Below are 26,242 nucleotides of genomic sequence, written 5' to 3' on the forward strand. Positions count from 1 at the left end.
GTCAGCGCAGCCCCTTTCCTCGTACGGCCGGAAGGCTGGCGCTCCCGTCCGGCTTTTCGATGGCGTCGGCGGCGGTCACGCCGGAGCGGACGGCTCCCTCGATCGTCGCCGGCAGGCCGGTGGCGGTGTAGTCGCCGGCGAGCGCGAGGTTGGCCCAGCGCGTCGCCGCCGGCGGCCGCCGCGTCTCCTCGGCCGGCAGGGCGGCGAAAGTCGCCCGCCGCTCCCTGACGACCTGCCAGGCAGGCATCGGCGCCTCCATGCCGAGCGCAGCCTGGACATCGCGCCAGAGCCGTTCCGCCAGCACTTCGCGCGGTTGATCGAGCAGACGGTCGGCGCTGCTGGTGGTGGTCGAGATCCGGCCGGGATAGGCGAAGATCCACTCGGCTTCGCCACCGATGACGCCGAGGAACGGCGGCGCGCCCGCGGGCGGCTCGATGCGGAAATGGCCGTTGACGATGGCACGATGCTCGGCCGGCGTTTCAAGGCCGGGCACGAGCTGCGCCGCGGCGACAGCCGGCACGGCGAGCACGACGGCTCCGTCCGCCTCGACCGGAATCGTCTCCTCGCCGAAGGCGAGGGCGGCGATCCGCCCGTCCGCCATCGTCAGCGAGCGCAGGCGGCTGCCGAAGCGGACCCGGGCGCCGCGCCGCGCCAGGAAGGCGAGGGCCGGGTCGACGAAGGCGGTCGACAGTCCCTCCCGCGCCATCAGCGGGCGGCAGGCGATGCCGCCGCGCGCGAGCGTCTGGCGAATCACCGCGTCGGCGAGCCCGGCGGCGGCGGCTGGCGGTTCGGTGTTCAGCGCCGCCAGCAGCAGGGGATGCCACAGCCGCTCGTAAAGCGGGCCGGCACAGGCGACGACATCCCCGATCCGGGCGTCCCGTCGTGCGAAGCGCAGGCGCAGCAGCGCGAGGTAGTCGAGAGCCCGCGTCCCGGGCGCTCGCCGGGCCGGGTCGAAAATCCACCAGGGCATCCGGCCGGCGCTCGGCCGGATGCGCCATCGGCGTCCGTCGCGGATATCCACGAAATCGAAGACGGCGTCGTCGGGTCCCGTCAGCCGGCCGCGGGCGCCGATCCTGTCGAGATAGGCGAGGGCCGCCTCGTTGCCCGACAGGATGAGGTGGTTGCCGTTGTCGATCGTCGCGCCCAGCGTCTGGTCGACATAGGAGCGGCAGCGTCCGCCGGCCTGGGGCGCCGCTTCGTGCAGCGTCACCGACCATCCGCGTTCGGCAAGGCAGGTGGCCGCGGACAGGCCGGCAAGGCCGGCGCCGACGACATGGGCCGTGCGCTGCGCCATCAGAACAGGCCGTGCCGCACGAGCAGTCCGATCAGGACCGGCCGGGGGAGGCGCACGCGCGGCCGCGGCGGTGAGAAGCCGCGTGCCGCCAGGCCGCCCAGAAGCCGTCCGTAGATGGCGCCCATCAGGCGCGGCGCCCGCGTCGCGGCCCGCGGCAGGCGGGCGACGACCTGGGCCGCCTCGCCGAAATGGGCGCGGGCTCGCGCGACCAGCGGCTCGCAGGCCCTGGGCAGGGCCGCGTCGGCCACGACCTCCGCCGGCTCACGGCTGGCGATGCCGGCCTGCTCGAGCGCCTCGCGCGGCAGATAGAGGCGTCCCAGGCCCGCATCCTCGTCGATGTCCCGCAGGATGTTGGTGAGCTGCAGGGCGCGGCCGAGATGGTGGGCCAGCGCCAGGCTGTCCTCCCCGGCAATGCCGAAGATCGGGTTGGAGAGGCGCCCGACGGCGCTTGCCACCCGGTCGCAATAGAGGTCGAGGGTCAGCATGTCCGGCGCCCGGATGTCGGCCTCGGCGTCCATGGTCATGCCGTCGATCAGCGCCGCGAAGTCGGCCTGCCTGAGCCCGAAGCGCCGCACCACCGGCGCGATCGCGGCGAAACGCCCCGGAGCGCCGCCGGCGTAGAGCGCCTCGAGATCTTCGCGCCAGCGCCCGAGCTCGACCAGGCGTTGCGTGGACGTGCCGCCCTCGTCGGCGACGTCGTCGACGGCCCGGCAGATGTCGTAGACCGCATACATTGCCTCGCGTTGCTCACGCGGCAGGATGCGCATGGCGGCGTAGAAGGAGCTGCCCCTGGCGCGCGTGGCCGGGGCTTCGGGGGCCTGTGCTGCGGTCATGTCGGCTGTCCGAGCGCCGCCGGGCGCCGGCGCGGCCCGCGGAAGGCCCGGGCCAGCACGGCTCCGGTCACCACGGCAAGGGCGCCGGCCTTGCCGATATGCACGCGTTCGCTCAGGGGATCGCGGCGCTCCAGCAGGCCGACGAGCCGGCGCGCCAAGCCATGGATCACCGCCACCTCCAGCGAGAGGCGCCCGTCGCGAATGGCGGCCGCGAAGGGCCGGGCCTCGTCGAGCAGGTTGCCGGCGCGTCGGGCGAGATCGGCGAGGCAGCGGCGCAGGGCGGCGGAGGCCCGGTCGGCGCCGAGCTCGGAAAGGTCGGCCCCCGCCGTGCGCAGGGCGTCGAGCGGCACGTAGACGCGGTCGAGGGCGCGATAATCCTTGCCGCAATCCTGGAGATGGTTGATCACCTGGAGCGCGGCGCAGAGCGCGTCGTTGGCCGGCCACAGGGCGTGGCTCTCGCCGTGCACGTCGAGCACATAGCGCCCGACCGGCATGGCCGAGAGCCGGCAATAGTCGATCAGTTCGTCCCAGCCGGCATAGCGTGTCTTGCGCACGTCGAGGCGGAAGGCGTCGAGGAGGTCGAGCGCATGGCTCTGGCTCAGGCCGCGCTCCCGCAGCACGGCGCGCAGCGCCAGCGCCGCCGGCTCCGCCTCGCTGCGGCCGGACAGGCCGGCCTCGAGCTGGTCGAGCAGGCGCAGCTTCTCCGCCGGCGCCAGGGTGGGGTGGTCGGCGACATCGTCCGCGGTGCGCACGAACTCGTAGAAGGCGAGGATCGCCGGCCGATGGCGGGCGGCGATCAGCCGGGAGGCGACGGGAAAGTTCTCGTCGCCGGCACCCTTGCCCGTTCTGGCGGAAGCGGCCGTATCCATCATGCATCCCGTGGCGCCTGCACGCGCCCCTTCCACAGGCCGCCCCGTCCCGCCCGGTGCTGCAGGGCCGAATCGAGGGTGAAGGCCATGTAGCAGAGGGCGATGACAGGCAAGAGAGGGCTCCACAGCCAGGAGAGACCATAGAAGCGCAAGGTCGGCACGAAGGCCAGAGCCATGGCGACCCATGTCGCCAGCCCAACGTAGCGCGCGGGCGCCGGCCCGAACAGGGCGATCGCCGGCGGCGCGGCATAGACCAGCAGCATGCCAGCCAGCGTTCCGGCGAGCAGCAGCGGCGAATAGCGAAGCTGTGCGTAGGCCGAGCGGGCGACCATGCGGCGAATATCGTCGAAGCGGTCGGACGCGCGGATGCTGGTCGCCCGGCGGGTCAGGCCGAGCCAGATCCGCCCGCCCCTCCGCTTGAGCCGGGCCGCCAGGGTGCAGTCGTCGATGAGCGCACCGCGAATGGCGCCGATGCCGCCGATATCGGCGAGCGCATCGCGGCGCACCAGCACGCAGCCGCCGGCCGCGGCAGCCGTGGCCGCCCCGGGACGGTTCACCCAGGCGAAGGGATAGAGCATCTGGAAGAAGAAGATAAAGGCCGGGACCAGCATCCGCTCCGCCAGGCTCTCGCAACGCAGCTTCGCCATCAGCGAGACGGCCGCCAGGCCTCCGGCCTCGGCGCGCGATACCATGGTCCTCAGGCAGTCCGGCGTGCAGACGATGTCGGCGTCGCTGAGCCACAGATAGGTCGGGCCGCTCGCGTCGGCCGCGGCTATGCCCTGGCTCAGCGCCCAGAGCTTGCCGGTCCAGCCCGGCGCCAGCGGCGCGCCGGGGATGACGACGAGGCGCTCGTCGGCGCCCAGCGCCTGCGCCGCCGCCCGGGCCCGGTCCGCCGTGCCGTCCCGGCTGTCGTCGTCGGTGAGGATGACGCGAAACGGGCCGGGATAGTCCTGCGCGAGGAGCGATGTGACGGCGCGGGCGATCACCTCCGCCTCGTCGCGGGCAGGGACGACGGCGACCACCGCCGGCCAGGCCGCCGGCGACATGGCAACGGCCGGCTCGTCCCGGTCGGCCGAGCGCCAGAAGCCGCCGCGGGCCAGGAGCATATAGGCCCACGCTGCGGCACCGAGCAGGGCGAGGATCAGCATCGGCATGGCGTTGCGCTCACCGGATCGAGCCTGCGGCGCGGAACCAGGCGATGGCGTCCGCCAGGGCCTCGCCATAGGGGCGGGCGCGATAGCCGAGCTCCCGCTCCGCCTTCGCCGAGGAATAGTACATCTTGTAGCGGGACATCCTGAGGGCATCGAGGCTGAGGAAGGGCTCGCGGCCGGTGAGCCGTGCCATCGCCTCGGCGGCAAGGGCCAGCGGCACCACCAGGCCGCGCGCCAGGCGGATGCGGGGCGGGCGCCGGCCGACCAGCACGGCGATGTCGGCGAGCATGCGCGCCAGCGACACGTCCTGGCCGCCTAGTATATAGCGCTCGCCGATGCGGCCGCGGGCGAGGGCGGCGAGATGGCCGCGGGCGACGTCGTCGACATGGACGAGATTGAGCCCGGTGTCGACGAAGGCCGGCATCCGGCCCGAGGCGGCTTCGATCACGATGCGGCCGGTCGGGGTCGGCCGGACGTCGCGCGGACCGATCGGCGTCGACGGATTGACGATCACCGCCGGCAGGCCCTGGTCCCGGATCATGGCTTCGACCAGGCGTTCCGCCGCGACCTTGCTGCGCTTGTAGGCGCCGACCGCGTCGGCCTCGTCGAGCGGCCGCGTCTCGTCGCTCGGCAGGTCGCCGGCCGGCGGCGCGATCGCCGCGACGCTGGACGTGTAGACCACCCGCTCCACGCCGGCCGCCAAGGCCGCCCGCATGACATTGCCGGTCATGGCGAGGTTGTTGCGGCGAATCTCGTCGGGATCGGGCGCCCAGAGGCGATAATCCGCCGCGACGTGGAACACGGCCCGGGCGCCCTGCATTGCCCTGAGGACGAGGTCGGGATCGCGCAGGTCGCCGGCGACGACCTCGAAACCCGTCCCGTCGAGATTGCGGCGGGGCGTCGAGGCCCGTGCGATGGTGCGCACCCGATATCCCGCCTCGGGCAGGAGGCGAGCCACTGCGGATCCGACGAAGCCGCCGGCTCCCGTCACGACCACCACCGTCATTCCAGAAGCTGTCCCAGTCTCGGCAAGTGAAAACGTCAAGGCACAAGACGCCAGACCGTTCGACCGGTCAAGACGGCAGCCGGCGGTCGCGAACGCCCTCGACATGGCGACTTTGGGAATGGTTCGATCGATGCGGCTGGGCTATGGAGTCCGGACTTACATGGCAATTCGCGCCAGGCGCGAGACTATGGTGGGACCGACCTTGGCAGACCCCTCCCCGACGCCGTTGCTTGACACGATCGAGACGCCGGACGACCTGCGTCGTCTTCCGGACGAGAAGCTCCGCCAGGTTGCGGACGAGCTGCGGTACGAGACGATCGACGCGGTGTCTGAGACGGGCGGGCATCTTGGGGCGGGGCTCGGTGTGATCGAGCTGACGGTTGCGCTGCATGCGGTGTTCGACACGCCGCGTGACCGGCTGATCTGGGACGTCGGGCACCAGGCCTATCCGCACAAGATCCTGACGGGGCGCCGGGACCGCATCCGGACGCTGCGCCAGGGCGGGGGGCTGTCGGGGTTCACGCGGCGTTCGGAGAGCGAGTACGACCCGTTCGGGGCGGCGCATTCCTCGACGTCGATCTCGGCGGGGCTCGGGATGGCGGCGGCGCGGGACCTTGAGGGGGGGACCGGGCATGTGGTGGCGGTGATCGGCGACGGGGCGATGTCGGCGGGCATGGCCTATGAGGCGATGAACAATGCCGGGGCGCTGGGCTCGCGTCTGGTCGTGATCCTGAACGACAACGACATGTCGATCGCCCCGCCGGTTGGGGCGATGTCGGCGTATCTGGCGCGTCTGGTGTCGGGGGGGACCTATACGGGGCTGCGGGAGCTGGCCAAGCAGCTGGCGCGGCGCCTGCCGAAGTTCGTGTACGACAAGGCCAAGCGGACGGAGAAGTATGCGCGGGGGTTCTGGACCGGCGGCACGCTGTTTGAGGAGTTGGGGTTCTACTATGTCGGGCCGATCGACGGGCACAATCTGGACCATCTGTTGCCGGTGCTGCGCAATGTGCGCGACCAGGCGGACGGTCCGGTTCTGGTGCATGTGGTGACGCAGAAGGGCAAGGGCTACGGGCCGGCGGAGGCGTCGGCGGACAAGTACCACGGGGTTGTGAAGTTCGACGTGGTGACCGGGGCGCAGGTGAAGGCGAAGGCGAATGCGCCGGCCTACACGCGGGTGTTCGGCGAGGCGCTGGTCAAGGAGGCGCGCAAGGACGAGCGGATCGTGGCGATCACGGCGGCGATGCCGTCAGGGACGGGGGTTGACCTGTTCGGGGCGGCGTTTCCGAAGCGGACGTTCGATGTGGGGATCGCCGAGCAGCATGCGGTGACGTTTGCGGCGGGGCTGGCGACGGAGGGGTACAAGCCGTTCTGCGCGATCTATTCGACGTTCCTGCAGCGGGCCTACGACCAGGTTGTGCACGACGTGGCGATCCAGAAGCTTGCGGTGCGGTTTCCGATCGACCGGGCGGGCTTGGTGGGGGCGGACGGGGCGACGCATGCCGGGTCGTATGACGTGGCGTATCTGTCGTGCCTGCCGCACATGGTGGTGATGGCGGCCTCGGACGAGGCGGAGCTTGTGCACATGGTTGCGACGGCGGCGGCCTATGACGAGGGTCCGATCGCGTTCCGCTATCCGCGCGGGGAGGGCGTCGGGGTGGAGCTGCCGGAGTCCGGCACGGTGCTGGCGCTGGGGCGTGGGCGCGTGGTGCGGGAGGGGACGCATGTGGCGCTGCTGTCGCTTGGGACGCGGCTGGCGGAATGCCTGAAGGCGGCGGAGGACCTTGCGGTGCAGGGGCTTTCGGCGACGGTGGCGGATGCGCGGTTTGCCAAGCCGCTGGACGCTGGGCTGATCCTTCGCCTGGCGCGCGAGCACGAGGTGCTGGTGACGGTGGAGGAGGGGTCGGTGGGGGGCTTCGGCAGCCATGTGCTGCAGCTTCTGGCCGAGCAGGGGGCGCTGGACCGCGGGCTGAAGGTGCGCGCGCTGGTGCTGCCGGACCGGTTCCTCGACCATGACAGGCCGGAGGCGATGTATGCCCGGGCCGGGCTCGATGCCGCCGGCATCGTCGCCAAGGTCTTCGAAGCCCTCGGAAAAGACAGCGCAAAGGCCAGCAGGCGAGCCTGAGGCGCGTCCGGGAATAAGTGCTTCACCTCCATTTTGTGAAGCCACCCTGCGGGCGAGATGGGCTCCATGCCGGACTTGCCGCGCCGCCCGCGTCTTCCCTCCCCCGGCAAGTCGGATGTTTCCGACTTGCCCGGCCGGCGTCGCGCCTGGAGCACTTATTCGCGGACGACGCCTGAGATGTCTCTCACCTGTCAGGCAAAGCGCAACGCAAGACGGAAAAGGTGTCGTCATCCTCGCCCGGTCCGAGGTTCCCTGCCGGCTGGAATGCCGGCAGCGCTTTGGCGGTTCCGTTCGACCGGCCGCTGCACTACAAGGGCGGCGGTTTCTCTTGCACGGGCCAGCCGCTTGACCAGAAAACGCGCCGACCTCCTGCTCGTCGAGCGGGGTTTCTTCGACAGCCGCGCCCGGGCGCAGGCGGCGATCGCCGCGGGGCTGGTGACGGCCGGCGGCGAGACGGTCCGCAAGGCCTCCGAGGCGATCGCCCCGGACGCCAGCATCACCGCCAGCCCCGCGCATCCCTGGGTCTCTCGCGGCGGCGTCAAGCTCGCCCATGCGCTCAAGACCTTCGCGATTCCGGTCGAGGAGCGCGTCGCCCTCGATGTCGGCGCCTCGACCGGCGGCTTCTCCCAGGTGCTGCTCGAGCGCGGCGCGGCCAAGGTCTATGCCGTCGACGCCGGGCACGGCCAGCTGCATCAGGCCCTGCGCCAGGCGCCCTGCCTGGTCAACCTCGAGGGGGTCGACGCCCGCGGGCTCACCCGCGCCGTGGTGCCCGATCCCGTCGACCTCGCGGTCATCGACGTCAGCTTCATCTCGCTGGCGCTGGTGCTCCAGCCGGTGCTCGCCCTCACGGCGCCCTCTGCCGATCTCGTCGCCCTGATCAAGCCGCAGTTCGAGGCCGGCCGCGACCATGTCGGCAAGGGCGGCATCGTCAAGGACGAGGCCGTGCATCACCTCGTCTGCGAGCGCATCGCCGCCCATGTCGCCAGCCTGGGCTGGCATGTGCGCGACATCGTCGCCTCGCCGATCGAGGGCGGCGACGGCAATCGCGAGTTCCTGCTCGCTGCGGACCGCCGGCCATGACCGCAGTCACCCTGCTGGTCGAGCGCCTCGGCCATCGCGGCGACGGCGTCGCCCCCGGACCGGTGTTCATCCCCTATGCGCTGCCCGGCGAGACGGTCGAGGCAGAGGTCACCGGTGAACGGGGAGAGCTGATCGCCCTGCAGGTCGGAAGTCCGGACCGGATCGCCCCCTTCTGTCCGCATTTCACCCTGTGTGGCGGCTGCGCGGTCCAGCATCTGGCCGAGCCGGCCTATCGCGCCTGGAAGCGCGGTCTCGTCGTCGAGGCGCTGGCGCAGGCCCGCCTCGACGCGCCGGTCGCCGACCTCGTCGATGCCCATGGGCGGGGCCGCCGCCGCGCCGTGCTGCATGCCCGCAAGGGCAGGGTCGGCTTCGCCGAGGCGCGCTCCCACGCGATCGTCGCCCTCGACGCCTGCCCGATCCTCGTCCCGGCGCTGAATGCGGCCCTTCCGGCGGCGCGCGCGCTCGAGAAGCAGTTGAGCGGCCTCAACAAGCCGCTCGATCTCGCCATGACCGCGACGCGCTCCGGCATCGACTGCGATATCCGCGGCGCCGGCCGGATCGACGAGCGTCTGCGGCTGCGCCTGGCGGATCTGGCGCAGGCGCATGACCTCGCCCGGCTGTCGAATCACGGCGACGTCATCGTCGAGCGCCGCGCTCCCGTGGTCCGTTTCGGCGGTGCCGAGGTTTCGCCGCCGCCCGGCGCCTTCCTGCAGGCGACGGAGGCCGCCGACCTCGCGCTCGCCGACCTGGTTCGCGGCGGCCTCGGCGGGGCCAAGCGCGTCGCCGATCTCTTTGCCGGTTGCGGCACCTTCGGGCTGGCGCTGGCCGGCGGCGCCTCGGTCCACGCCTATGACGCGGACAAGCCGGCGATTGCCGCGCTTGAGCGCGCCGCCAGGCGTGCGCCCGGCCTGAAGCCGGTCAAGGCGGAGGCGCGGGATCTGTTCCACCGCCCGCTGCTGCCCGACGAACTCAAGCCCTTCGATGCCGCCGTGTTCGACCCGCCGCGGGCGGGCGCCGAGGCGCAGGCGCGGCGCCTGGCGGCCTCCCGGCTGAAGCGTATCGTCGGCGTCTCCTGCAATCCGGCCACCTTCGCCCGCGATGCCGCGATCCTCATCGACGGTGGCTACCGGCTGACTAGCGTGACCCCCGTCGACCAGTTCCGCCATTCCGCCCATGTCGAGCTGGTCGGCGTGTTCGAGCGATAGGTGCTCGTGCGGCTTGATCGAGCCGCGCTGCACTGCCACAACAGTTTCATGATGCCTCCTGAACTCCTCGCCCGTTTCATCGCCATCGTCGGCGCCGCCCATGCGCTGATCGATCCGGCCGACCAGCAGCCCTATCTCATCGAATGGCGCGACAAATATCGCGGCAAGACGCCGGTGGTGCTGCGGCCGGGCTCCGTGGACGAGGTGTCGGCCATCCTCAGGCTCGCCAACGAGACGCGCACGCCGGTCGTGCCGCAGGGCGGCAACACCGGCCTGGTCGGCGGGCAGATCCCGCTTGAGACCGGGGCGGAGATCCTGCTGTCGCTCAAGCGGCTCGACCGGGTCCGCGCCGTCGATCCGGAGGGCGACACCATGGATGTCGAGGCCGGCGTGACGCTGCAACGGGCGCAGGAAGCCGCCGAGGCGGCCGGGCGGTTGTTCCCGCTGTCGCTGGCCTCCGAGGGCAGTTGCACCGTCGGCGGCAATATCTCCACCAATGCGGGCGGCACGGCAGTGATCGCCTACGGCAACACCCGCGACCTCGTGCTGGGACTGGAAGTGGTGCTGGCGGACGGCCGCGTCTGGCACGGCATGCGCCATCTGCGCAAGGACAACACCGGCTACGACCTCAAGAACCTGTTCATCGGTGCCGAAGGCACGCTCGGCGTGGTGACGGCAGCGGTGCTCAAGCTGTTCCCCCGGCCGCGCGCCGTGGTCTCTGCCTTCGTCGGCGTGCCGGATCCGGCCGCGGCTCTGGCCTTGCTGCAGATGGCGCGGGCGGCCGCCGGCGGCACCGTCACCTCTTTCGAGCTGCTGCCGCGCCGGGCCGTCGAGTTCGTCACGCGGCACGACCCAGGCTCGCGTGATCCGCTGGCCGACCCCCACGCCTGGTATGTCCTGCTCGAGATTTCGGCAGCCACGCCCGATAGCGGCAACACGGCGCTGGAAGAAGTGCTGGCCGACGCCTTGGAGCAGGGGATCGTCGGCGATGCGGTCATCGCCGCCTCGCAGGCCCAGGCCCAGAGCTTCTGGCGCCTGCGCGAGATGCTGTCGGAGGTGCAGCGCCACGAGGGCGGATCGATCAAGCACGACATCTCCGTGCCGATCCGGCTGGTGCCGACCTTCCTGGAGCGGGCGATCCCGGCGATGGAAGCGGTGGTGCCGGGCTGCCGGCCGCTGCCCTTCGGCCATCTCGGCGACGGCAACCTGCACGTCAACGTCTCCCAGCCCGTCGGCATGGACAGGGCCGCCTACATGGCGCGGGGCGAGGAGATGAATGCCGCCGTCCACGCCATCGTCACCGATCTCGGCGGCTCGATCTCGGCCGAACACGGCATCGGCCGCGCCAAGCGCGCGCTGCTGCCGGGGGTGAAGGACCCGGTCGAGATGGCGATGATGCGTAGCATCAAGGCGACGCTCGATCCCAACGGCATCCTCAACCCGGGCAAGGTGCTGTGACGCTGGACGTCTCGGCCGTCACCGACAAGGACATCGCGGCGGTGGTGGATCTGTGGGCCCGCGCCGGCCTGGTCCGCTCCTGGAACGACCCGCGCGAGGATATCGCCTTCGCCTTGTCGTCCGGCCATGCGGCGGTGCTCGTCGGTCGCAAGCCGATCTGACCCTTCGCCGTCAACGGTCGAGGGGAACCTCCACCGCTTCGAGGACGCCGGAGCTCGGCACGGTTTCCAGGCGGAAGGAGAAGCGCTTGGCATCGAAGACCATGCGGAAGCTGTCGATCGGCACGTGCTGCGGCGAGAAGCTGATGCCGGAGATCTCGACCACCCAGTCCCCCGAGGACAGCTTGAGGATCTGGCTGTCGACGGGCTTGGGCATGCGGCAGACCAGGGATTGTTCCTCCCGCGCTTCGCTCAGGCCGTACCGCGCCTCCAGGATCTCGTAGAGCGACCGGCTGTCGTCGCGGCCGACCTGGGTGCCGAGGTCCGGCGCCAGGATCATCGGGATGACCGAGATCTCGTGGATCATCGGCAGATGGTCGAGCAGGCGCAGGCGTGAGATTTCCCAGACCATGGCCCCGTCGGCCACCTGCAGCTGCCGGGCTTCGGCCGGCGTCGCGGCGCGGCCGGCCAGGCCGAGCAGGCGCGTCTCCAGGGCCGAACGGGCGTCCAGGGCGAGACCGTTGCGCAGGCTGCCGACCTTGGTCGTCTCGGCCCGCAGGCGGGGCAGGGCCACGAAGGTGCCGCGCCCCTGGACACGGCGGATCGTGCCCTGCGCCGCCAGCTCCGCCAGCGCCCGGCGCACCGTCACCATGCTGACGCCGGTCATGGCCGCGAGATCGATTTCCTTCGGCAGCTTGTCGCCCGCCTGCAGCTGGTTCTCCTCGATATGCTGAAGAACGAAGGACATCGTCTTCTTGTAGAGCGACATGGAGCCGGTTCCAGCTTCGAGCCTTTCGAGATGGCCGTGTCTGTGCACGGAATGAAGTCAGCCTGTCATACGATCGTACCGCTGCGGGCGGCAATGCATTCCCGCCGCTTTGCACCACGGCTGCGTCGCCCGTCCCGGATTCCGGTCACCCGTGGATCCCAATATCCTATCAGAGATTATAAGGATATGCCTTATGGCGTCGAGATGCTGGAGCTCGGATAGGGCCTGATAGAATCTCTGGTGAATACGGCTTGCATCGGTCCGCCAACCATCGGTTGGTGAGGGCTGGAGGAGCGCTCCGGGACGTCTTGACAAGGATGGGCGAAAATTCATTATAATCATATCATCCATTGGTCGGGGGCGATGCGTCCTTCGGCCGTAGCGCTGCCGGTCCCGCGGCGGCCAAGTCCGCCGAAGGAGCCTGCCTTGCAATTCTCCCCCAAGAACACTGCCCGGACACCCCGCAGCGCAGCGCTGTTTCCGGAAGCCTGCAAGACCATCCCCGGCGGGGTGAACAGCACGGCGCGGGCGACATGGTCGGGCTGGGACCCTTATCCGCTCTTCGTCAGCGGCGGTACCGGCTCGCGTCTGACCGATGTCGACGGCAACACCTATATCGACTACCTGCTCGGGTTGGGACCGATGATCCTCGGTCATCGCCCGCCGGAGGTGACGCAGGCCGTGGTCTCGATGATCGAAAATCGCGGCACGGTGTTCGCGCTGCCGACCGAGGACGAGAACCGGCTGGTCGCCAAGCTGATCGCCGCCGTTCCGAGTCTCGAGCAGGTACGGCTGTGCAACACCGGCACGGAGGCGGTGCTCTACGCCACGCGCCTTGCCCGGGCCTTCACCGGCCGCAGCAAGATCATCCGCTTCGAGGGCATGTATCACGGCTTCTCCGACGGCCTGTACTGGAGCAAGCATCCCGACCTTGCCGAAGCGGGGCCCGACCGCGCCCCCGTGCCCGTGGCGCAGGGGCCGGGCATGCCCAGGGGCGTCGGCGACAATCTCATCATCCTGCCCTGGAACGATGCCGGCCTGCTGGCCGAAGTGCTGGAGCGCGAGGGGCACGACATCGCCGCCCTGATCACCGAGCCGGTGATGTGCAACACCGGCTGCATCCTGCCCGAGCCCGGCTACCTCGAAGCGGTGCGGGAACTGACGGCCAGGCACGGCGTCGTCTTCATCCTCGACGAGGTCATCACCGGCTTTCGCCTCGGCCTCGGCGGCGCGCAAGGCCTGTTCGGGTTGAAGCCCGATCTCTCCGTCTTCGCCAAGGGCATGGGCGGGGGCTTTCCCATCGCCGCCATGGGCGGCCGGCGCGACATCATGGCGCTCGTCGCCGACGGCACCGTGTCGATGGCCGGGACTTATGCTGCCAACGGCATCGCCGTGGCGGCGGCCAACGCCACCCTCGATATCCTGGCGCGGCAGGGCACGTTCGAGCGCCTGTTCGAGCGCTCGGACCGGTTGCGCGAAGGACTGGAGAGGCTCTTGTCCGATGCGCGGATTCCCTCCAGTGTCGTCGGCCTCGGCCCGGTCTTCCAGGTCTGGTTCTCCGAGCATCCGATCCGCAACTACAGGGACGCGGCGCGCCATGCGAGCCACACCGTGTTCAGGCGCTGGTGGGAGGGCATGATGGAGCGGGGAGTGCTGTTCCATCCCGGCGCCTTCGAGAACCTGTTCGTGTCCTGCGCCCATACGGACGAGGACATCGACGAGACGCTCGGCATTGCCCGCGATGTCGTTGCCGACCTGAAGGACTCGGCCAAGCTGGTCTCGGCCGTGGCATGAGCGGCGCGGCGCTGCGGCTCGGCCTCGACCTCGGCACCTCGTCCCTCAAGGCGGTCGTCCTCGATCCGTCCGGCGCCGTGGTCGCGACCGGCTCCTCGCCCTATGCGACCGAGGCCGGAGCCGACGGGCGCGGCGCCGAGCAGCGGCCGGCGGACTGGCTGAGAGCCGCCGGGCAGGCGGTTGCGGAAATCAGGGCCGCTCTCGGCCATGCCGCCACCGCCGAGATCGGCGGCATCGGCCTGGCGGGCCAACTGCCGACGCTGGTCGCCCTCGGTCCGGCGGGGCCGCTGCCGCCGGCCGTCACCTGGCTCGACGACCGCGCCGACGCGCTGGCGCGGCCCGTCGTCGAGGGGGTCGGCGGCGACACCCTCTATCGCCGCACCGGCATGCGCATCGACGGGCGCTATCTCGCGCCGATGTTCCGGCATCATTTCGGCCACTGTCCCGGCGATGTCCGGGGCATCCTCTCGGCCAAGGACTATCTGTGCCTGGCCCTCACCGGCCGGCGCGTCACCGACCCTTCGACGGCGGCCGGCTATGCCATGTTCGGGCTCGAGGACGGGGCCTGGGACGAGGACCTCGTCAGGCTCTGGCATGTCGATCGGGCGCTGCTGCCCGAGATCGCGCCGTCCAATGCCGTCGCCGGGCCCCTGCACGAGGCGGGGGCCAGCCTGCTCGGGCTTCCCGCCGGCTTGCCGGTCAGCGTCGGCGCTGCCGATTCCGTGGCGAGCGCGCTGGCCATGGGCGGGCTGGAGGAGGGAACGGCCGTCGTCACCATGGGCTCCAGCACCGTGATTCTCGACAGCGTGCGGCGACCCGAGCTCGACGGTACCGGCCGCTACATCCTGACGCCGCACGCGGTCGAAGGCTGGTATGGCCGGGAAATGGACCTGCTGGCCACAGGCACCGGCTTCGACTGGCTGTGCCGCCTGTTCGAGATCGGCCCGGACCGGTTCGCAGCTGAGGCTCTGGCCGCGCCCGTCGGCGCCAACGGGGTCTGCTTCGCCCCCTATCTCGGCGGCGGCGAGCAGGGCGCGCTGTGGGATCCCAACCTGCGTGGCGCCATCCATGGCCTGGCGCTGCGACATCGGCGCGGCGACATCCTGCGCGCCTTCCTCGAGGGGGTGATGTTCGAGGTCCGTCGCTGCCTGGCGGTGCTGGGCGAAGTGCAGGCACCGCGGCGTGTCGTGATCGCCGGCCACCTCGCTGCCTCGCCCGGCCTGCTCGGCATGCTGTCCGACGTGCTGCATCTGCCCGTCACGCCATGGTCCGGCGCCTCGCCCGCTGCCGTCGGGGCCGCGCTCAACGCACCCGTCGCCGGTCCGGTCGCCGCGGTCGCCGCGGCTGGCGCCAGCGTGACGCCGTCCGAAGCGGCCTGCGCCTACGAGGCGCTCTACGCCGCCCATCTCCGGCGCTATCCGCTCGGTGCGCGCTGAGGCGCTGCCCAAGGAGCGGAATTCAAGGGTCCTGGCCATGCAACTCCACTGGTACGACGACCCGGCCATGCTGGCCGGGCATGCGGCCGATCGCGTCGCCGCCTTGCTGCGCCGCAAGCCTGATGCGGCGATCGCGCTGCCGACCGGGCAGACGCCGCTGCTGCTCTATCGCGAACTGGTCCGACGCCATCGCTCCGGCAGCCTCTCCCTGGCCGCCGCCCGGCTGTTCGATCTCGACGAATACCTCGGGCTGCCCGGCGGCCATCCCATGAGCTACGCCGCTTTCCTGCGGACCAACCTGCTCGACCTCGTCGATGCCGATCCCGCCCGTATCCATCTGCTCGACGGCGCCAGCGCCGATCCGGCGGGGGAATGCGCCGCGCATGACCGCGCCGTTGCGGCTGCCGGCGGTCTCGACCTGGCGATCCTCGGCCTCGGGGTCAACGGCCATATCGCCTTCAACGAGCCCGGCTGCTCATGGCAGGCCCGCAGCCACGTGGTCGAGCTCGCCGAGGCCACGCTGATGCGGCATCGCCAGCAGACCGGGCGCGGCGACCTGCCGAAGCGCGGCCTCACCATGGGCGTCGCGACGCTGCGGGAGGCACGCTCCGTGCTGCTGCTCGCCAGCGGCTCGGGCAAGCGCACGGCCATGGCGGCGCTCCTGGCAGGGCAGGCCGATCCGGACTGGCCGGTGACCAGCGTGCTGGCGCACCCCGATCTCCTCGTGCTGGCGGAGGAGCGCCTGCGCTGAGCCGGATTTCCGAGCCTCGCCCGCCGGGCAGGCTGCGAAATCCGGCGAAGCCTCGAAGACCGGGCGGAACTCCGGAGCGGAGCCGTTCCCCGGTCCAGGACGCTCCGCTCCGCCGTTTCAGCCTGGCAGGCGGGCCTCGAGCTGCTGCAGGCTGACACGGCATCTCTCGGCGATCTCGTCGATGTCGGCCTCGTTGACGATCAGCGGTGGAGCGAAGCCGAGCACGTCGCCCATGCAGCGGGCGATGAGGCCGTTGTCATAGGCCAGTCGGTCGAAGGTCGGCCCGGCCTGCGCCGCCGGAGCGAAGGGCTTGCGGCTGGCCTTGTCGGCGACGATCTCGATGCCGAGCATCAGGCCGGCGCCACGCACCTCGCCGGCGATCGGCGAGGCGTTCGCCATCGCCTCGAAATGGCTGCGCAGCCGCGCGCCCATGCGCCGGACATGCTCGACCACGCCCATCTCCTCATAGATGGCGATCGCCTCCAGGGCGATGGCGACGCCGACCGGATGGCCGGAATTGGTGAAGCCATGGCCGAAATTGCCGGATTTCTGGTTGAAGGCCCGCAGCGCCGCATAGATGTGAGGCGCCACCACGATGGCCGAGATCGGGAAATAGGAGGAGGACAGCCCCTTGGCCAGCGCCATCATGTCCGGCCGCATGCCGACGCTGTCCTTGCCGAACCAGTTGCCGGTCCGGCCGAAGCCGCAGACGATCTCGTCGTCGAGGCACAGGATGTCGTATTTGCGCAGAACCGCCTGGATCCGGGCGAAATAGCCTTGCGGCGGCGGGATGATGCCGCCGCCGGCGTAGATCGGCTCGGCGATGAACGCGGCGATCGTCTCGGGGCCCTCGCGCAGGATCAGGCGCTCGAGTTCGTCGGCCAGCCGCTCGACATAGGTAGCCTCGGTCTCGCCCTCCAGCATGTTGCGATAGGGATAGGGCGCCAGGGTATGCAGGAAGCCGGGCAGCGGCAGCCCGAATTCCCGATGCATGAAGTCGAGCCCGCACATCGAGGCGGCGGCGATGGTCGAGCCATGGAAGGCGCGCTCGCGGGCGATGACCTTGCGCTTGCCCGGCCGGCCGTTGGCGGCGTGGTAGAGCCAGGCGAGCTTGACCATGGTCTCGTTGGCTTCCGAGCCGGAGGTGGCGAAGACCACCTTGCCGCCGGTCATCCCGGTGAGGTCGACCAGCTTCTCCGCCAGGGTCGCGACCCTCTCGCCGGTACGATGGAAGAAGGTATGGTAGAAGCCGATCTCGTCATATTGCCGGGCGGCGGCGGCGGCCAGGCGCTTGTCGGAGAAGCCGAGGGCCGCGCTCCACAGGCCGGACATGGCGTCGATGTAGGCCCTCCCCTCATTGTCGAAAATCCGGATGCCCTCGCCATGGGTGACGATCAGCGGCCCCCGCTCCTCCAGCGAGCCTGGATTGGTCTGGGGATGGATGTGGAAGGCGATATCCCGCTGGGCGACCGGGTTCGACGGCGAGGATTCGGGCATGAGGCATCCACCATTTGCATCTGGATCGCCGCGGGCGGGGGCGCAGCGGCGAACGCGCCCAGGGGCGTGCGACAGGGGCGACCGCAGCTAATATCCTTATACTGAATTGGCGTCCCGCTTTGTCAAGCCGAGCGGGGGCTGCAGCCTTCCCTCTCTCCCTGGCCCTTTCATTGCCGTATGCATCCGGCGGGAATTTTCCTGATGAAGATCTCTTGTCAGAATTGATTATAAGCATCTAATTTATTCCGCCGAGACCCGTTGAGCCATTCGCAGGATGCCGCAAGGCGTCGAACGGCCGCCGGCTGGCCGGCGCAGAAGGAACTGCGGCCGAAGCGTTCACGACAGGGCGAGCGGACCAACGATCGCCACCACAGAGGGACAGGACGATGCAGATATCCGGATCACGCGGCGGGAAGGGGGCGTCGCCGCTCGCGACCCTCGCAGGACGTTTGAAGGCAGGTGCGCGCCGGCTGATCGCGCCGGCGGTTGCCGCCCTGATCGCGGCCGCTGCGCCGGCTCAGGCGGCCTCGCCGCCGGAGGAGGCCAAGATCGACTGGAAGCAGCAGAGCGGTACGGCGATCGACCTCTTCCTTGTCAAGCACCCCTGGACCGATGGCGTCGAGCCGTTGCTGCCCGAGTTCGAGAAGCTCACCGGCATCAAGCTCAACGTCACCACCGTCACCGAGGACGCCTATTGGAACAAGGCTTCGCTCGGCATGACGGCGGCCAAGCCTCCTTTCGACGTCCTGTTCATGTCGATGGGCATCACCGGCGTGACCGCCTATTCCAACAACTGGATCGCCAAGCTCAACACCTTCCTCGACGACCCCAAGCTCACCGACAAGGACTGGTACGACTACGCCGACTTCTATCCGGCCGCAGCCACCGCCTTCCGCATGCCGACGCCGGCCAGCGAAGGGATCTACGGCGTCCCGATGTCGACCGAAGTCTACATGATGTTCTATCGCAAGGACCTGTTCGAGAAGGCCGGCATCGATGCGGCATCGATCGGGACCTTCGATGACTGGCTTGCCGCCCTCGACAAGCTCAAGCTCGACGAGGGCAGTTATCGCGCCTCTCTTCGCGGCGGCGGCCTCGGCATCCTCGACGAGCTCAACGCCGTCGTCGCCGACAGCTGGGGCGCCGCGCCTTATGAGAAGGACCGCTTCGTCTATTTCGACGCCAATTGGAAGCCGCGTTTCGACGACCCCAGGATCGTCAAGGGGTTCGATATCTGGGCCAACCTGATGAAGCGTTCGGCGCCGGGCGTGACGGCCTTCGACTGGTATGAGGCGACGACGCTGTTCGCCCAGGGCAAGGCGGCCTCCTTCGGTCCGGACGCCAGCCTGTTCGCCTCGATCTTCCTGGATCCGAAGCAGTCCACCGTGGCGGACAAGGTCGGCTTCCGGCCGGTTCCGGCCGCGTCGCCCGACGGCGCCCACACGGCGATGTGGTCCTGGGGGCTGAGCATCCCGGAGAAGTCGGCCAAGAAGGAGGCCGCCTGGCTGTTCGTGCAATGGGCGACGAGCCCGGCCGTCACCGAGCGGATCGCGCGCAAGACCCTGGCTGCGCCGCGCAAGTCGACCTGGGACAGCAAGGACTTCCAGGCGGCGCTGCCGCCCGGCTTCGGCGACGCGGTCGGCAAGTCGCTGGCGATCGCCCAGCCCTCGATCATGTATCTGCAGTCGGCCGACAAGGTGGTCGAGGGCATGCTCGACGCCCTGCATGCCATCTACCAGGGCACGCCGGCCGCCGACGCCGCCAAGACCCTTCAGGATACGGCGACGGACGTCGTCACCGAGGCCGGGCTCTACAAGCCCTGATCGGCTACGCGCGGCGCGGGCGGAAGCCTGCTCCGCGCCTTCGCCGCCCGTCCCGCGGCAGCGCCATGGGACGGGCCGGCCAGCAAAGGTGATTGCGTTTCATGTTCCAGGTCGATCCCACCCGCACCGATCTTGCTCGGGAGTTCCGGCGCGTGCCCTATGGGCGGCACAGCGCCGATCTCCAGCGCATCCTCAATTTCTTTCGCTCGCAGCCGCTGACCGGCAATTATTGTCTCGTCTGCGTCGAGCCGCACCGGGAATGGGTGCTGGCCCGCTTCGGCGCGACCTCGCGCGAGCGCCCCACCATCGTCGGCCCGAGCTTCGCCTCGCTGGCCGATGCCGAGTGGCATGTCTTCAAGCGCCGTTGGCAGGACCACACCGGACAGGTGCTGGAGATCGACTGAATGATCACAATTCTCGGATATCCCGACCGCCTGTCGGTGCGGCCGGGGCAGACCATCGCGTTCAAGGTCAGCTGCGAGGCCGGGGCCGCCTCCTACCGCGCCGATATCGTTCGCCTCGTCTGCGGTGACGACCGGCCGGATGGCCCGGGCTTCAAGGAAGTCCTTGTCGCCGATGCCGCCGTCAACGGCAGCTATCCCGGCTGCGTCCAGCCGATCGATTGCGGCTCCTATGCGCGGGTGGCACCAGTGCCGGCTCTCGATGTCGCCAGCTTCACGCTCGCGGCCCTGGTCTGGCCGACCCTGCCGGGCGTCGGTGAGCAGACCATCCTGGCGCGCTGGCTCGGCGATGCCGGAGCGGGGGAGGGCTATGCCCTGGTCCTGGACGAGGCCGGACGGCTCTGCCTGCGCCTCGGCGCCGCAGGCGGGCATTGGCGCCTGGCCACGGCCCAGGCGCTGGACGAGCGGCGCTGGTACCGCGTCCTTGCCAGCTTCGATGCCGGGAGCCGTGAGGCCGTCGTCCACGCCGAGCCGCTGGAGCGGGCCTGGAACGACCCGGCCTTTGCCCCGGTTCTCGCCACGTCGCCTTTCGCTCCGGCCGTGCCGGCCGCGGCGCCCTTGACCATGGCCGCCCATGTCGTGCCGGCTCCAACCGAAGGCCTGTTCGGCGCCGGCCACTACAACGGCAAGCTCGAGGCGCCGCGTCTGCTCAGACGCGTCGTCGCTCCCGACGGGCTCGCGGGCCTGATCGCCGAGCCGACGCTCGATACCGGCGGGGGGCTGGTGGCAGCCTGGGATTTCTCCGTCGGCATTCCGACGGCCACCGTGCACGACCTTGGGCCGGCGGGGCTGCACGGGACATGCGTCAACCTGCCGACCCGCGCCGTGACCGGGCACGGCTGGACCGGCGACGTCGTCAGCTGGCGCGAGGCGCCGGAGCAATACGGCGCGATCCATTTCCACGAGGACGACCTCTACGACTGCCGCTGGCAAACGGATTTCGCCTGGAATATCCCGGAGGGCCTCAAGAGCGGCGTCTATGCGGCGCGCCTGCGCAGCGGCGACGGCGGCGAGGACTATGTGCCGTTCTTCGTCCTGCCGCCCCGCGGTTCGGCGACCGCGCCGGTGGCGTTCCTCGCTTCGACGGCCACCTACCTCGCCTATGCCAACAGCCACGATGCTTACGACGATCCGCTCGCCGAACGCGCCCACGGCACTGTGTCGGTGCTGGCGCCGTCCGACCTCTTCCTGATGGAGCGGCGCGACTACGGCCTCTCGGTCTACGACCATCACCGGGACGGCAGCGGCTCGTGCTGGACCTCGCGGCTGCGGCCGATCCTCAACATGCGGCCCAAGCGCGCCCTGTGGAGCCTCAACGCCGACCTGCACATCGTCGACTGGCTGGAGGCGACGGGCCAGGACTACGACGTCATCGACGACGAGACGCTGCACGCGGAAGGGGCGGCGCTGCTGGCCCCCTATGCCTGCATCATGACCGGTGCCCATCCCGAATACACGTCGGCGGCGATGATGCAGGCCCTGGCAGGCTACACCCGCGACGGCGGCCGGCTGATGTATCTGGGCGGCAACGGCTTCTACTGGCGGGTGAACTGGCATCCCGAGCTGCCGGCTGCCATGGAGATCCGGCGCGGCGTCACCGGCAGCATCTGGCTGGCGAGGGCGGGGGAGACGCACCTTGCCTCCACGGGCGAACCGAGCACCCAATGGCGCAATTCCGGCCATGCGCCACAGCGCCTGACCGGAATCGGCTTCATCTCCGAGGGCTTCGACATCGGATCCTACTATCGCCGCCTGCCGGCGAGCCGTGACCCGCGCGCCGCCTTCGTCTTCGAGGGCGTGGAGGAGGAGATCATCGGCGATTTCGGCGTGTTCGGCGGCGCGGCCGCCCTCGAGCTCGATATCGTCAACCCCGAGGTCGGCACGCCGCGCAATGCGCTCGTCCTGGCCTCCTCCGAGGGGCACAGCAACATCTATGTCTTCGCCGCCGGCGAAGGCGGCGGCAATTTTCCGGGATCGGACGGCATAGAGTGCCCTGACATTCGGGCCGACATGGTGTTCTTCGAGACGGCCGGAGGCGGAGCGGTGTTCTCCACCGGCTCGATCGGCTGGGCCGGCAGCCTTGCCCATCGCGGCTACGACAACAACGTCTCGAGGATCACGATGAACGTCCTCACCCGCTTCATCGACCCCACGCCCTTCCCCTACGGATCGGCGGCCTGAGCATGGCCGCCGGCCCGTCCCAATCCCGACGGCCGTTCCGGCCGAGCGCGCCGCTGTTGCTGGCGACACCCGCGCTCGTGCTGCTGGCGGCACTCGCGCTCTACCCCATTGCCTTCGGCCTGTGGGCCGGGTTCCACCAATGGAACTGGGCGCTCGGGCAGGCCGAAAACTGGACCTTCAACGGCCTGCACAACTACATCGCCGTGTTCCAGGATCGACGCTTCCTGCATTCGGTCTCGGTGACGCTCTACTTCGCGGTCCTGGCCGTGGCGATGGAGCTGGTGATCGGCCTTTGCCTGGCGCTGCTGCTCTCCAACGTCCAGCGCGGCGCCTGGTTCTTCCGCTCGGCCATCATCTTTCCGCTGATGGTGTCGGACATCGTCGCCGGAGTCATCGCCTCCGTGCTGCTCGATCCGACGCTCGGCCCGATCAACGCGTTCCTTGGCAGCCTCGGGCTGCCGCGCCCGAACTGGATCGGCGATCCCGACCTGGTCATCCCCGTCCTCGCCGCGGTCGACACCTGGTGGCAGACCGGCAACATCGTCCTGATCCTGCTGGCCGGGCTTGCCGGCATCCCGCAGGAGCGGGTCGAGATGGCCTCCCTCGACGGTGCGCGCGGCTGGACGATGTTCCGCCACATCACCCTGCCGGCGCTGATGCCCTTCATCCTGGTTGCGATGGTGTTCCGCACCATCGACGCGCTGCGCGTCTTCGCGCTCGCCTGGTCGATCACCAAGGGCGGGCCGGCCCGGGCCACCGAGGTCGCTCAGCTCTACATCTTCCAGCAGGGGATCGGCCGCTTCTTCAACATGGGATACGCCTCGGCCGCGGCATCGGTCTTCGCCATGTTGATCGGGCTGATCGCCGGCGTCTATCTGTGGGTCATGGCGCGCTCGCGCGATCGGTGAGGGGGAGATCGACGTTGCAGCACTCGCCCCATCGGCGCCTCCTCGGCCGCGGCCTCGCTTACGCCGCCCTGGCGCTTGCCGCCTTCCTGTCCTTCGCGCCGATCCTGTGGATCGGCCTCACGGCCCTCAAGACGCAGCGCGAAGCCCTGGCCTCGCCACCGGTCTGGCGCTTCGTGCCGCAATGGCAGAACTTCGTCGAAGCCTGGAACTCCAACGATTTCAGCCGGTCCTTCCTGGTCACGACCTCGGTGTCGTTCCTGTCCGTCGCGATCACGCTGATCATCGCCATTCCCGCCGGCTATGCGCTGGCGCGCTATCGCCGGACCTGGCTGAGCGGCATGGATATCGGCTTCCTGATCGTCCGGCTGCTGCCGGAGATCCTGTTCGTGACGCCGCTCTACGTCCTCTACCAGGCCTATGGCCTGTTCGACACGCAGATCGGCATCGCCCTGGCCTTCCAGATCTTCAACCTGCCCTATTGCATCTGGCTGCTGCGCCAGTTCATTGCCGAGGTGCCCGTGGAGATCGACGAGGCGGCATTGCTCGACGGCGCCCGCCACTGGACGCTGATCTGGCGCATCATCGTGCCGATCATCGTTCCCGGCATCGTCACGGCGGCGATCCTGTCCTTCATCGCCATTTGGACGAACCTGCTGCTGCCCCTCACGCTGACCTACAACGAGACGCCGATGGTGGCGACCACCATCGCCAACTTCCAGGGGTACGGTTCGTTCAACCTGCCGACCATGGCCGCGGCCGCGGTGATCTCGTTGCTGCCGCAGCTGCTGTTCTTCATTTTCGCGCAGCGCTTCATCGTCAAGGGCTTGACCGCCGGCGCGGTGAAGGGGTGAGGGCGGGGATGCCGGCCCGCCCGCTCAGAACAGGCTGCCCTGTGCGTCGTCCGACGGCTTCCGGCTTTTTGCCGGAGGCGAGGGCGGCGCATCGACGCGCTGCTGCAGCGACGGATCGTCGTTGGCGACGCTGTTGACACCGGTGCCCACCGGCACGAGCTCGAAGAAGTCGTCCGGAGGCGGCTTCAGCATCGCCTCGGCCTCGTCCGGCGTCAGGGCCGGATCGAGCCAGGCGCCGATGTCGGCCTGCCCGAGGACCACCGGGCTGCGCTCGTGCACGGCTGCGAGCGTGCCGTTGGCATGGGTGGTCATGATCGCCACCGTGTCGATCTCGCTGCCGTCCGGACCCGACCAGGTCTCGAAGAGCGCGGCGAAGGCGAAGAGATCGCGGTCCGGCCGGCGGATCAGGAAGGGCCGCTTCACCTTGCCGACGGCCTGCCATTCGTAGAAGCCGTCGGCCGGGATCAGGCCGCGCCGGCGCAGGAAGGCGGAGCGGAACGAGGCCTTCTCGCGCACCGTCTCGGAACGCACGTTGATGACGAGGGGATAATCCTTCGGGTCCTTGACGAAGCCGGGCAGGAAGCCCCAGCGCATCAGCACGAAGCGCCGCTCGCCCTGATCGCGCAGGACGACGGGAACCGGCTGGGTCGGGGCGACATTGTAGCGTGGCGGGAAGTTCGGCTGGTTGCGATAAGCGAACCAGGTCCGCACGTCGTCGGGGGAACGCGTCAGGGCAAAACGACCGCACATGCTCCGCTTAGAGGAGCAAATCGCCGGGAGGTCAACCCTGCGCCCGGCGCGGTGCATAACCTTAACCGCACGGCAAGGGGCCGGCCCTATGCTCGGCGGAATGAGCATCCGGCATGGGCCGGAACGGGGGGCTGCCTGGGCGAGATGGGCGAGACCGTGACAGGCGCAGGTTCCCTGGACGCCGAGGCGCTGCTGGCCGCCAACATCAACCCTGCGACGGGCCTGGCCACCGACTATCTCAACCATTTCAACGAGATCACCATGCTGATCGGCCTCGTGGCCGACATGCCGGACATGGTCGAAGAGGTGAAGCTGTGGCAGCCCGCCACCTATGAGGAGCATTTCGAGCGCTCGGGCTTCAAGGGCAGGGCGCTGGCCATCGCCGCCTATCGCGCCGCCGAGCCGTCGGTCCGCGAGGCTTTTGAACAGGTGGTCATGGCCTTCGACATGGCGATCCTCAGCGTCATCGAGCGCCTCGAGGCCGCCGGGCCCGAGGACTATGCCCGCATCGTCGGCGAGGCCGACGCGGTGTTCCATCCGCTGATGGCCCGCTCCTCCGGCGTCATCCATGGCGTCGAGGTCGATACCGACATCTTTGCCGACCGGGCCGAGCAGGCCGCCGTCGACGCCCTGTTCGCCTAGTGCCGGCGCCGTGGGCGCCTCCAATCGGTCCCCGCCAGGACCGGAATGGTCAAGCGCGAGGAGCGGGCGCGCATTCCCGGAACGGCGATCCTGCGCTAGCCTGCCGGCATGTCCGATTCCCGCGCCTATCCCGCCCGGCCGCTGCTGGCCGCCAGCGCCGCCGTGTTCCGCAACGGCCGCGTGCTGCTGGCGGCGCGCGGGCGCGAGCCGATGCGCGGGATCTTCACCCTGCCGGGCGGCCTGGTCGAGCCAGGCGAGACGATGGTCGAGGCCGCGCGCCGCGAGGTGCTGGAGGAGACCGGTCTGACGGTGGAGGTCGCCGGGTTCGCCGGCTACCAGGACGTGATCGCCCGGGATGCCGATGGCCGGGTCTCCCGCCATTTCGTCATCTGCGCCTTTGCCGCGCTCTGGCGTGGCGGGGAGCCGGTGCCGACGGAGGAGGCGCCGACATTCCGCTGGGCCGACCCCGTCAGCCTGGACGGCCTGCCGGTGACCGACGGACTGCACGCGATCGTGGCCAAGGCGCAGGCGGTGATCGGCTAGGGGCTGTCGCGACAGGCTCCTGGCGGGAGCGCCCTTCACCACGCCGGCCGGATCGGCTTGCGACGACCGGCGGCCAGCCCCTATCCTGGCGCATGCTTCGTCGCCTCGCCCGTCCCGTCATCCTCGTCTGTCTGTTCCTGCCGCTCGCCGGACCGGCGACGGCCCAGGCCGCTACCGCGCCGGCTGCGCCGACCGTCGCTTCGCCGCCTGCCGCGCCTGCTCCCGCGCCTCCCTACGAGGCGCAGCTTCTGCGCCTCTCCGAGCTCCTGGGAGCACTGCACTATCTGCGCGGTCTGTGCGGGGCGGCCGACGCCGCCGCCTATCGCGAGCGCATGTCGGCGCTGATCGAAGGGGAAGCGCCGGACGATGCGCGCAAGGCAAGGCTCGCCGGCGCGTTCAATCGCGGCTACCGCACTTTCCAGCAGACCTATCACAGCTGCAACGCTTCTGCCGGCGCCACGGTGCGTGCCTATCTCGACGAGGGCGGCCGGCTCGCTCGAGACATCAGCGCACGCTACGCCAATTAGGCTCGGCCTCGTTGGCGGATCGATTCGCGGCGCCGGCCGATCTCTCGAATTTTAACTATCCCGTTAATCTTCGTGAAGGAATCGTCTCGCTGCCGGCCGAGGGCGTGTTATGGTCCGGGCCGTGGAGCCTTGA

Annotated in this window: 24 protein-coding genes; 16 read left to right on the forward strand and 8 right to left on the reverse strand. The window is 69.9% G+C overall.

The genetic code is table 11. The annotated features are described in order from the left end of the window. Position 1: 1 nt before the first annotated feature. From hpnE to hpnA, 5 genes are read right to left on the reverse strand one after another with little or no spacing between them, the layout of a single operon-like run. Positions 2-1,294 carry a hydroxysqualene dehydroxylase HpnE gene (gene hpnE, locus AC27L4_RS03550; RefSeq protein WP_487140565.1) on the reverse strand — a complete coding sequence of 431 codons (1,293 nt, stop codon included), beginning with the start codon at positions 1,292-1,294 and terminating at the stop codon, positions 2-4. Further along, positions 1,294-2,127 carry a presqualene diphosphate synthase HpnD gene (hpnD, locus tag AC27L4_RS03555; RefSeq protein WP_487140566.1) on the reverse strand — a complete coding sequence of 278 codons (834 nt, stop codon included), beginning with the start codon at positions 2,125-2,127 and terminating at the stop codon, positions 1,294-1,296. Before hpnD ends, hpnE begins: the two co-directional genes overlap by 1 nt. Continuing rightward, entirely contained in the window at positions 2,124-2,996 is an 873-nt protein-coding gene (gene hpnC, locus AC27L4_RS03560) for a squalene synthase HpnC (protein WP_487140567.1), read from the reverse strand. Before hpnC ends, hpnD begins: the two co-directional genes overlap by 4 nt. Continuing rightward, the gene (locus AC27L4_RS03565; RefSeq protein ID WP_487140568.1) at positions 2,996-4,150 is read right to left on the reverse strand and encodes a glycosyltransferase; all 1,155 of its coding nucleotides are present in this window, start codon (positions 4,148-4,150) and stop codon (positions 2,996-2,998) included. The genes hpnC and AC27L4_RS03565 overlap by 1 nt, the downstream gene beginning before the upstream one ends. A gap of 10 nt (positions 4,151-4,160) precedes the next feature. After that, on the reverse strand, positions 4,161-5,153 hold the full coding sequence (hpnA, locus tag AC27L4_RS03570; RefSeq protein ID WP_487140569.1) for a hopanoid-associated sugar epimerase: 993 nt from the start codon (positions 5,151-5,153) through the stop codon (positions 4,161-4,163). 187 nt (positions 5,154-5,340) lie between these two features. On the opposite strand from hpnA, the gene dxs reads away from it, so the two are divergent. The 5 genes from dxs to AC27L4_RS03595 all read left to right on the forward strand — a co-directional run bounded on the left by dxs (position 5,341) and on the right by AC27L4_RS03595 (position 11,179). After that, positions 5,341-7,275, forward strand: a complete 1,935-nt coding sequence (dxs, locus tag AC27L4_RS03575; RefSeq protein WP_487140570.1) for a 1-deoxy-D-xylulose-5-phosphate synthase — start codon at positions 5,341-5,343, stop codon at positions 7,273-7,275. Positions 7,276-7,620: 345 nt separating this feature from the next. Further along, positions 7,621-8,355, forward strand: coding sequence for a TlyA family RNA methyltransferase (locus AC27L4_RS03580; RefSeq protein WP_487140571.1), 735 nt, complete (start codon positions 7,621-7,623; stop codon positions 8,353-8,355). Further along, positions 8,352-9,560 carry a class I SAM-dependent RNA methyltransferase gene (locus AC27L4_RS03585; protein WP_487140572.1) on the forward strand — a complete coding sequence of 403 codons (1,209 nt, stop codon included), beginning with the start codon at positions 8,352-8,354 and terminating at the stop codon, positions 9,558-9,560. Before AC27L4_RS03580 ends, AC27L4_RS03585 begins: the two co-directional genes overlap by 4 nt. Before the next feature lie 48 nt (positions 9,561-9,608). Continuing rightward, complete coding sequence (locus AC27L4_RS03590; protein WP_487140573.1) at positions 9,609-11,018, forward strand: FAD-binding oxidoreductase; 1,410 nt, start codon at positions 9,609-9,611, stop codon at positions 11,016-11,018. Beyond that, the gene (locus tag AC27L4_RS03595; RefSeq protein WP_487140574.1) at positions 11,015-11,179 is read left to right on the forward strand and encodes a GNAT family N-acetyltransferase; all 165 of its coding nucleotides are present in this window, start codon (positions 11,015-11,017) and stop codon (positions 11,177-11,179) included. Before AC27L4_RS03590 ends, AC27L4_RS03595 begins: the two co-directional genes overlap by 4 nt. A 10-nt stretch (positions 11,180-11,189) precedes the next feature. On the opposite strand, the gene AC27L4_RS03600 is transcribed toward AC27L4_RS03595, so the two are convergent. Continuing rightward, on the reverse strand, positions 11,190-11,945 hold the full coding sequence (locus tag AC27L4_RS03600; RefSeq protein ID WP_487140575.1) for a GntR family transcriptional regulator: 756 nt from the start codon (positions 11,943-11,945) through the stop codon (positions 11,190-11,192). A 426-nt stretch (positions 11,946-12,371) separates the two neighbouring features. Here AC27L4_RS03600 and AC27L4_RS03605 point away from each other — a divergent pair, with 426 nt between their 5' ends. From AC27L4_RS03605 to AC27L4_RS03615, 3 genes are read left to right on the forward strand one after another with little or no spacing between them, the layout of a single operon-like run. Further along, positions 12,372-13,739, forward strand: a complete 1,368-nt coding sequence (locus AC27L4_RS03605; RefSeq protein WP_487140576.1) for an aspartate aminotransferase family protein — start codon at positions 12,372-12,374, stop codon at positions 13,737-13,739. Continuing rightward, complete coding sequence (locus AC27L4_RS03610; RefSeq protein ID WP_487140577.1) at positions 13,736-15,175, forward strand: xylulokinase; 1,440 nt, start codon at positions 13,736-13,738, stop codon at positions 15,173-15,175. The genes AC27L4_RS03605 and AC27L4_RS03610 overlap by 4 nt, the downstream gene beginning before the upstream one ends. Positions 15,176-15,212: 37 nt before the next feature. After that, the gene (locus AC27L4_RS03615; RefSeq protein ID WP_487140578.1) at positions 15,213-15,926 is read left to right on the forward strand and encodes a glucosamine-6-phosphate deaminase; all 714 of its coding nucleotides are present in this window, start codon (positions 15,213-15,215) and stop codon (positions 15,924-15,926) included. Between the two features lie 117 nt (positions 15,927-16,043). Here the strand turns inward: AC27L4_RS03615 and AC27L4_RS03620 are convergent, their stop codons facing one another. Then, positions 16,044-17,423, reverse strand: a complete 1,380-nt coding sequence (locus AC27L4_RS03620; RefSeq protein WP_487140579.1) for an aminotransferase — start codon at positions 17,421-17,423, stop codon at positions 16,044-16,046. 449 nt (positions 17,424-17,872) lie between these two features. On the opposite strand from AC27L4_RS03620, the gene AC27L4_RS03625 reads away from it, so the two are divergent. The 5 genes from AC27L4_RS03625 (at position 17,873) to AC27L4_RS03645 (ending at position 23,647) form a co-directional block, all read left to right on the forward strand. Further along, positions 17,873-19,246, forward strand: coding sequence for an extracellular solute-binding protein (locus tag AC27L4_RS03625; RefSeq protein ID WP_487140580.1), 1,374 nt, complete (start codon positions 17,873-17,875; stop codon positions 19,244-19,246). A gap of 101 nt (positions 19,247-19,347) precedes the next feature. Beyond that, positions 19,348-19,650 (forward strand): N,N-dimethylformamidase alpha subunit family protein, encoded by a 303-nt coding sequence (locus AC27L4_RS03630; protein ID WP_487140970.1) that lies wholly within the window; start codon positions 19,348-19,350, stop codon positions 19,648-19,650. Further along, a complete protein-coding gene (locus AC27L4_RS03635) occupies positions 19,651-21,888 on the forward strand; it encodes a N,N-dimethylformamidase beta subunit family domain-containing protein (RefSeq protein ID WP_487140581.1) in 2,238 nt (745 codons plus the stop codon). It abuts the gene before it with no gap. A 56-nt stretch (positions 21,889-21,944) separates the two neighbouring features. Then, a complete protein-coding gene (locus AC27L4_RS03640) occupies positions 21,945-22,796 on the forward strand; it encodes a carbohydrate ABC transporter permease (RefSeq protein WP_487140582.1) in 852 nt (283 codons plus the stop codon). A 14-nt stretch (positions 22,797-22,810) separates the two neighbouring features. Continuing rightward, positions 22,811-23,647: a carbohydrate ABC transporter permease gene (locus tag AC27L4_RS03645; protein ID WP_487140583.1), complete on the forward strand. Its 837-nt coding sequence runs from the start codon at positions 22,811-22,813 to the stop codon at positions 23,645-23,647. Between the two features lie 24 nt (positions 23,648-23,671). Here the strand turns inward: AC27L4_RS03645 and AC27L4_RS03650 are convergent, their stop codons facing one another. Further along, entirely contained in the window at positions 23,672-24,397 is a 726-nt protein-coding gene (locus tag AC27L4_RS03650; RefSeq protein ID WP_487140584.1) for an SOS response-associated peptidase, read from the reverse strand. A gap of 156 nt (positions 24,398-24,553) precedes the next feature. On the opposite strand from AC27L4_RS03650, the gene AC27L4_RS03655 reads away from it, so the two are divergent. From AC27L4_RS03655 to AC27L4_RS03665, 3 genes are all read left to right on the forward strand, one after another. Beyond that, positions 24,554-25,039: a hypothetical protein gene (locus AC27L4_RS03655; RefSeq protein ID WP_487140585.1), complete on the forward strand. Its 486-nt coding sequence runs from the start codon at positions 24,554-24,556 to the stop codon at positions 25,037-25,039. A 108-nt stretch (positions 25,040-25,147) separates the two neighbouring features. Next, positions 25,148-25,582 carry an NUDIX hydrolase gene (locus AC27L4_RS03660; protein WP_487140586.1) on the forward strand — a complete coding sequence of 145 codons (435 nt, stop codon included), beginning with the start codon at positions 25,148-25,150 and terminating at the stop codon, positions 25,580-25,582. A 92-nt stretch (positions 25,583-25,674) separates the two neighbouring features. Next, entirely contained in the window at positions 25,675-26,109 is a 435-nt protein-coding gene (locus AC27L4_RS03665; protein ID WP_487140587.1) for a TIGR02301 family protein, read from the forward strand. Positions 26,110-26,242 lie beyond the last annotated feature (133 nt).

The sequence above is a fragment of the Labrys sp. Lb11 genome (assembly GCF_057554225.1).

Coding starts and splice junctions, on each gene's coding strand:
- AC27L4_RS03665 (WP_487140587.1), top strand. CDS start 25,675: ATGCTTCGTCGCCTCGCCCGTCCCGTCATCCTCGTCTGTCTGTTCCTG.
- AC27L4_RS03635 (WP_487140581.1), top strand. CDS start 19,651: ATGATCACAATTCTCGGATATCCCGACCGCCTGTCGGTGCGGCCGGGG.
- hpnC (WP_487140567.1), bottom strand. CDS start 2,996: ATGGATACGGCCGCTTCCGCCAGAACGGGCAAGGGTGCCGGCGACGAG.
- AC27L4_RS03620 (WP_487140579.1), bottom strand. CDS start 17,423: ATGCCCGAATCCTCGCCGTCGAACCCGGTCGCCCAGCGGGATATCGCC.
- hpnE (WP_487140565.1), bottom strand. CDS start 1,294: ATGGCGCAGCGCACGGCCCATGTCGTCGGCGCCGGCCTTGCCGGCCTG.
- AC27L4_RS03660 (WP_487140586.1), top strand. CDS start 25,148: ATGTCCGATTCCCGCGCCTATCCCGCCCGGCCGCTGCTGGCCGCCAGC.
- AC27L4_RS03600 (WP_487140575.1), bottom strand. CDS start 11,945: ATGTCGCTCTACAAGAAGACGATGTCCTTCGTTCTTCAGCATATCGAG.
- AC27L4_RS03615 (WP_487140578.1), top strand. CDS start 15,213: ATGCAACTCCACTGGTACGACGACCCGGCCATGCTGGCCGGGCATGCG.
- AC27L4_RS03565 (WP_487140568.1), bottom strand. CDS start 4,150: ATGCCGATGCTGATCCTCGCCCTGCTCGGTGCCGCAGCGTGGGCCTAT.
- dxs (WP_487140570.1), top strand. CDS start 5,341: ATGGTGGGACCGACCTTGGCAGACCCCTCCCCGACGCCGTTGCTTGAC.
- AC27L4_RS03590 (WP_487140573.1), top strand. CDS start 9,609: ATGATGCCTCCTGAACTCCTCGCCCGTTTCATCGCCATCGTCGGCGCC.
- AC27L4_RS03610 (WP_487140577.1), top strand. CDS start 13,736: ATGAGCGGCGCGGCGCTGCGGCTCGGCCTCGACCTCGGCACCTCGTCC.
- hpnA (WP_487140569.1), bottom strand. CDS start 5,153: ATGACGGTGGTGGTCGTGACGGGAGCCGGCGGCTTCGTCGGATCCGCA.
- AC27L4_RS03630 (WP_487140970.1), top strand. CDS start 19,348: ATGTTCCAGGTCGATCCCACCCGCACCGATCTTGCTCGGGAGTTCCGG.
- hpnD (WP_487140566.1), bottom strand. CDS start 2,127: ATGACCGCAGCACAGGCCCCCGAAGCCCCGGCCACGCGCGCCAGGGGC.
- AC27L4_RS03585 (WP_487140572.1), top strand. CDS start 8,352: ATGACCGCAGTCACCCTGCTGGTCGAGCGCCTCGGCCATCGCGGCGAC.
- AC27L4_RS03650 (WP_487140584.1), bottom strand. CDS start 24,397: ATGTGCGGTCGTTTTGCCCTGACGCGTTCCCCCGACGACGTGCGGACC.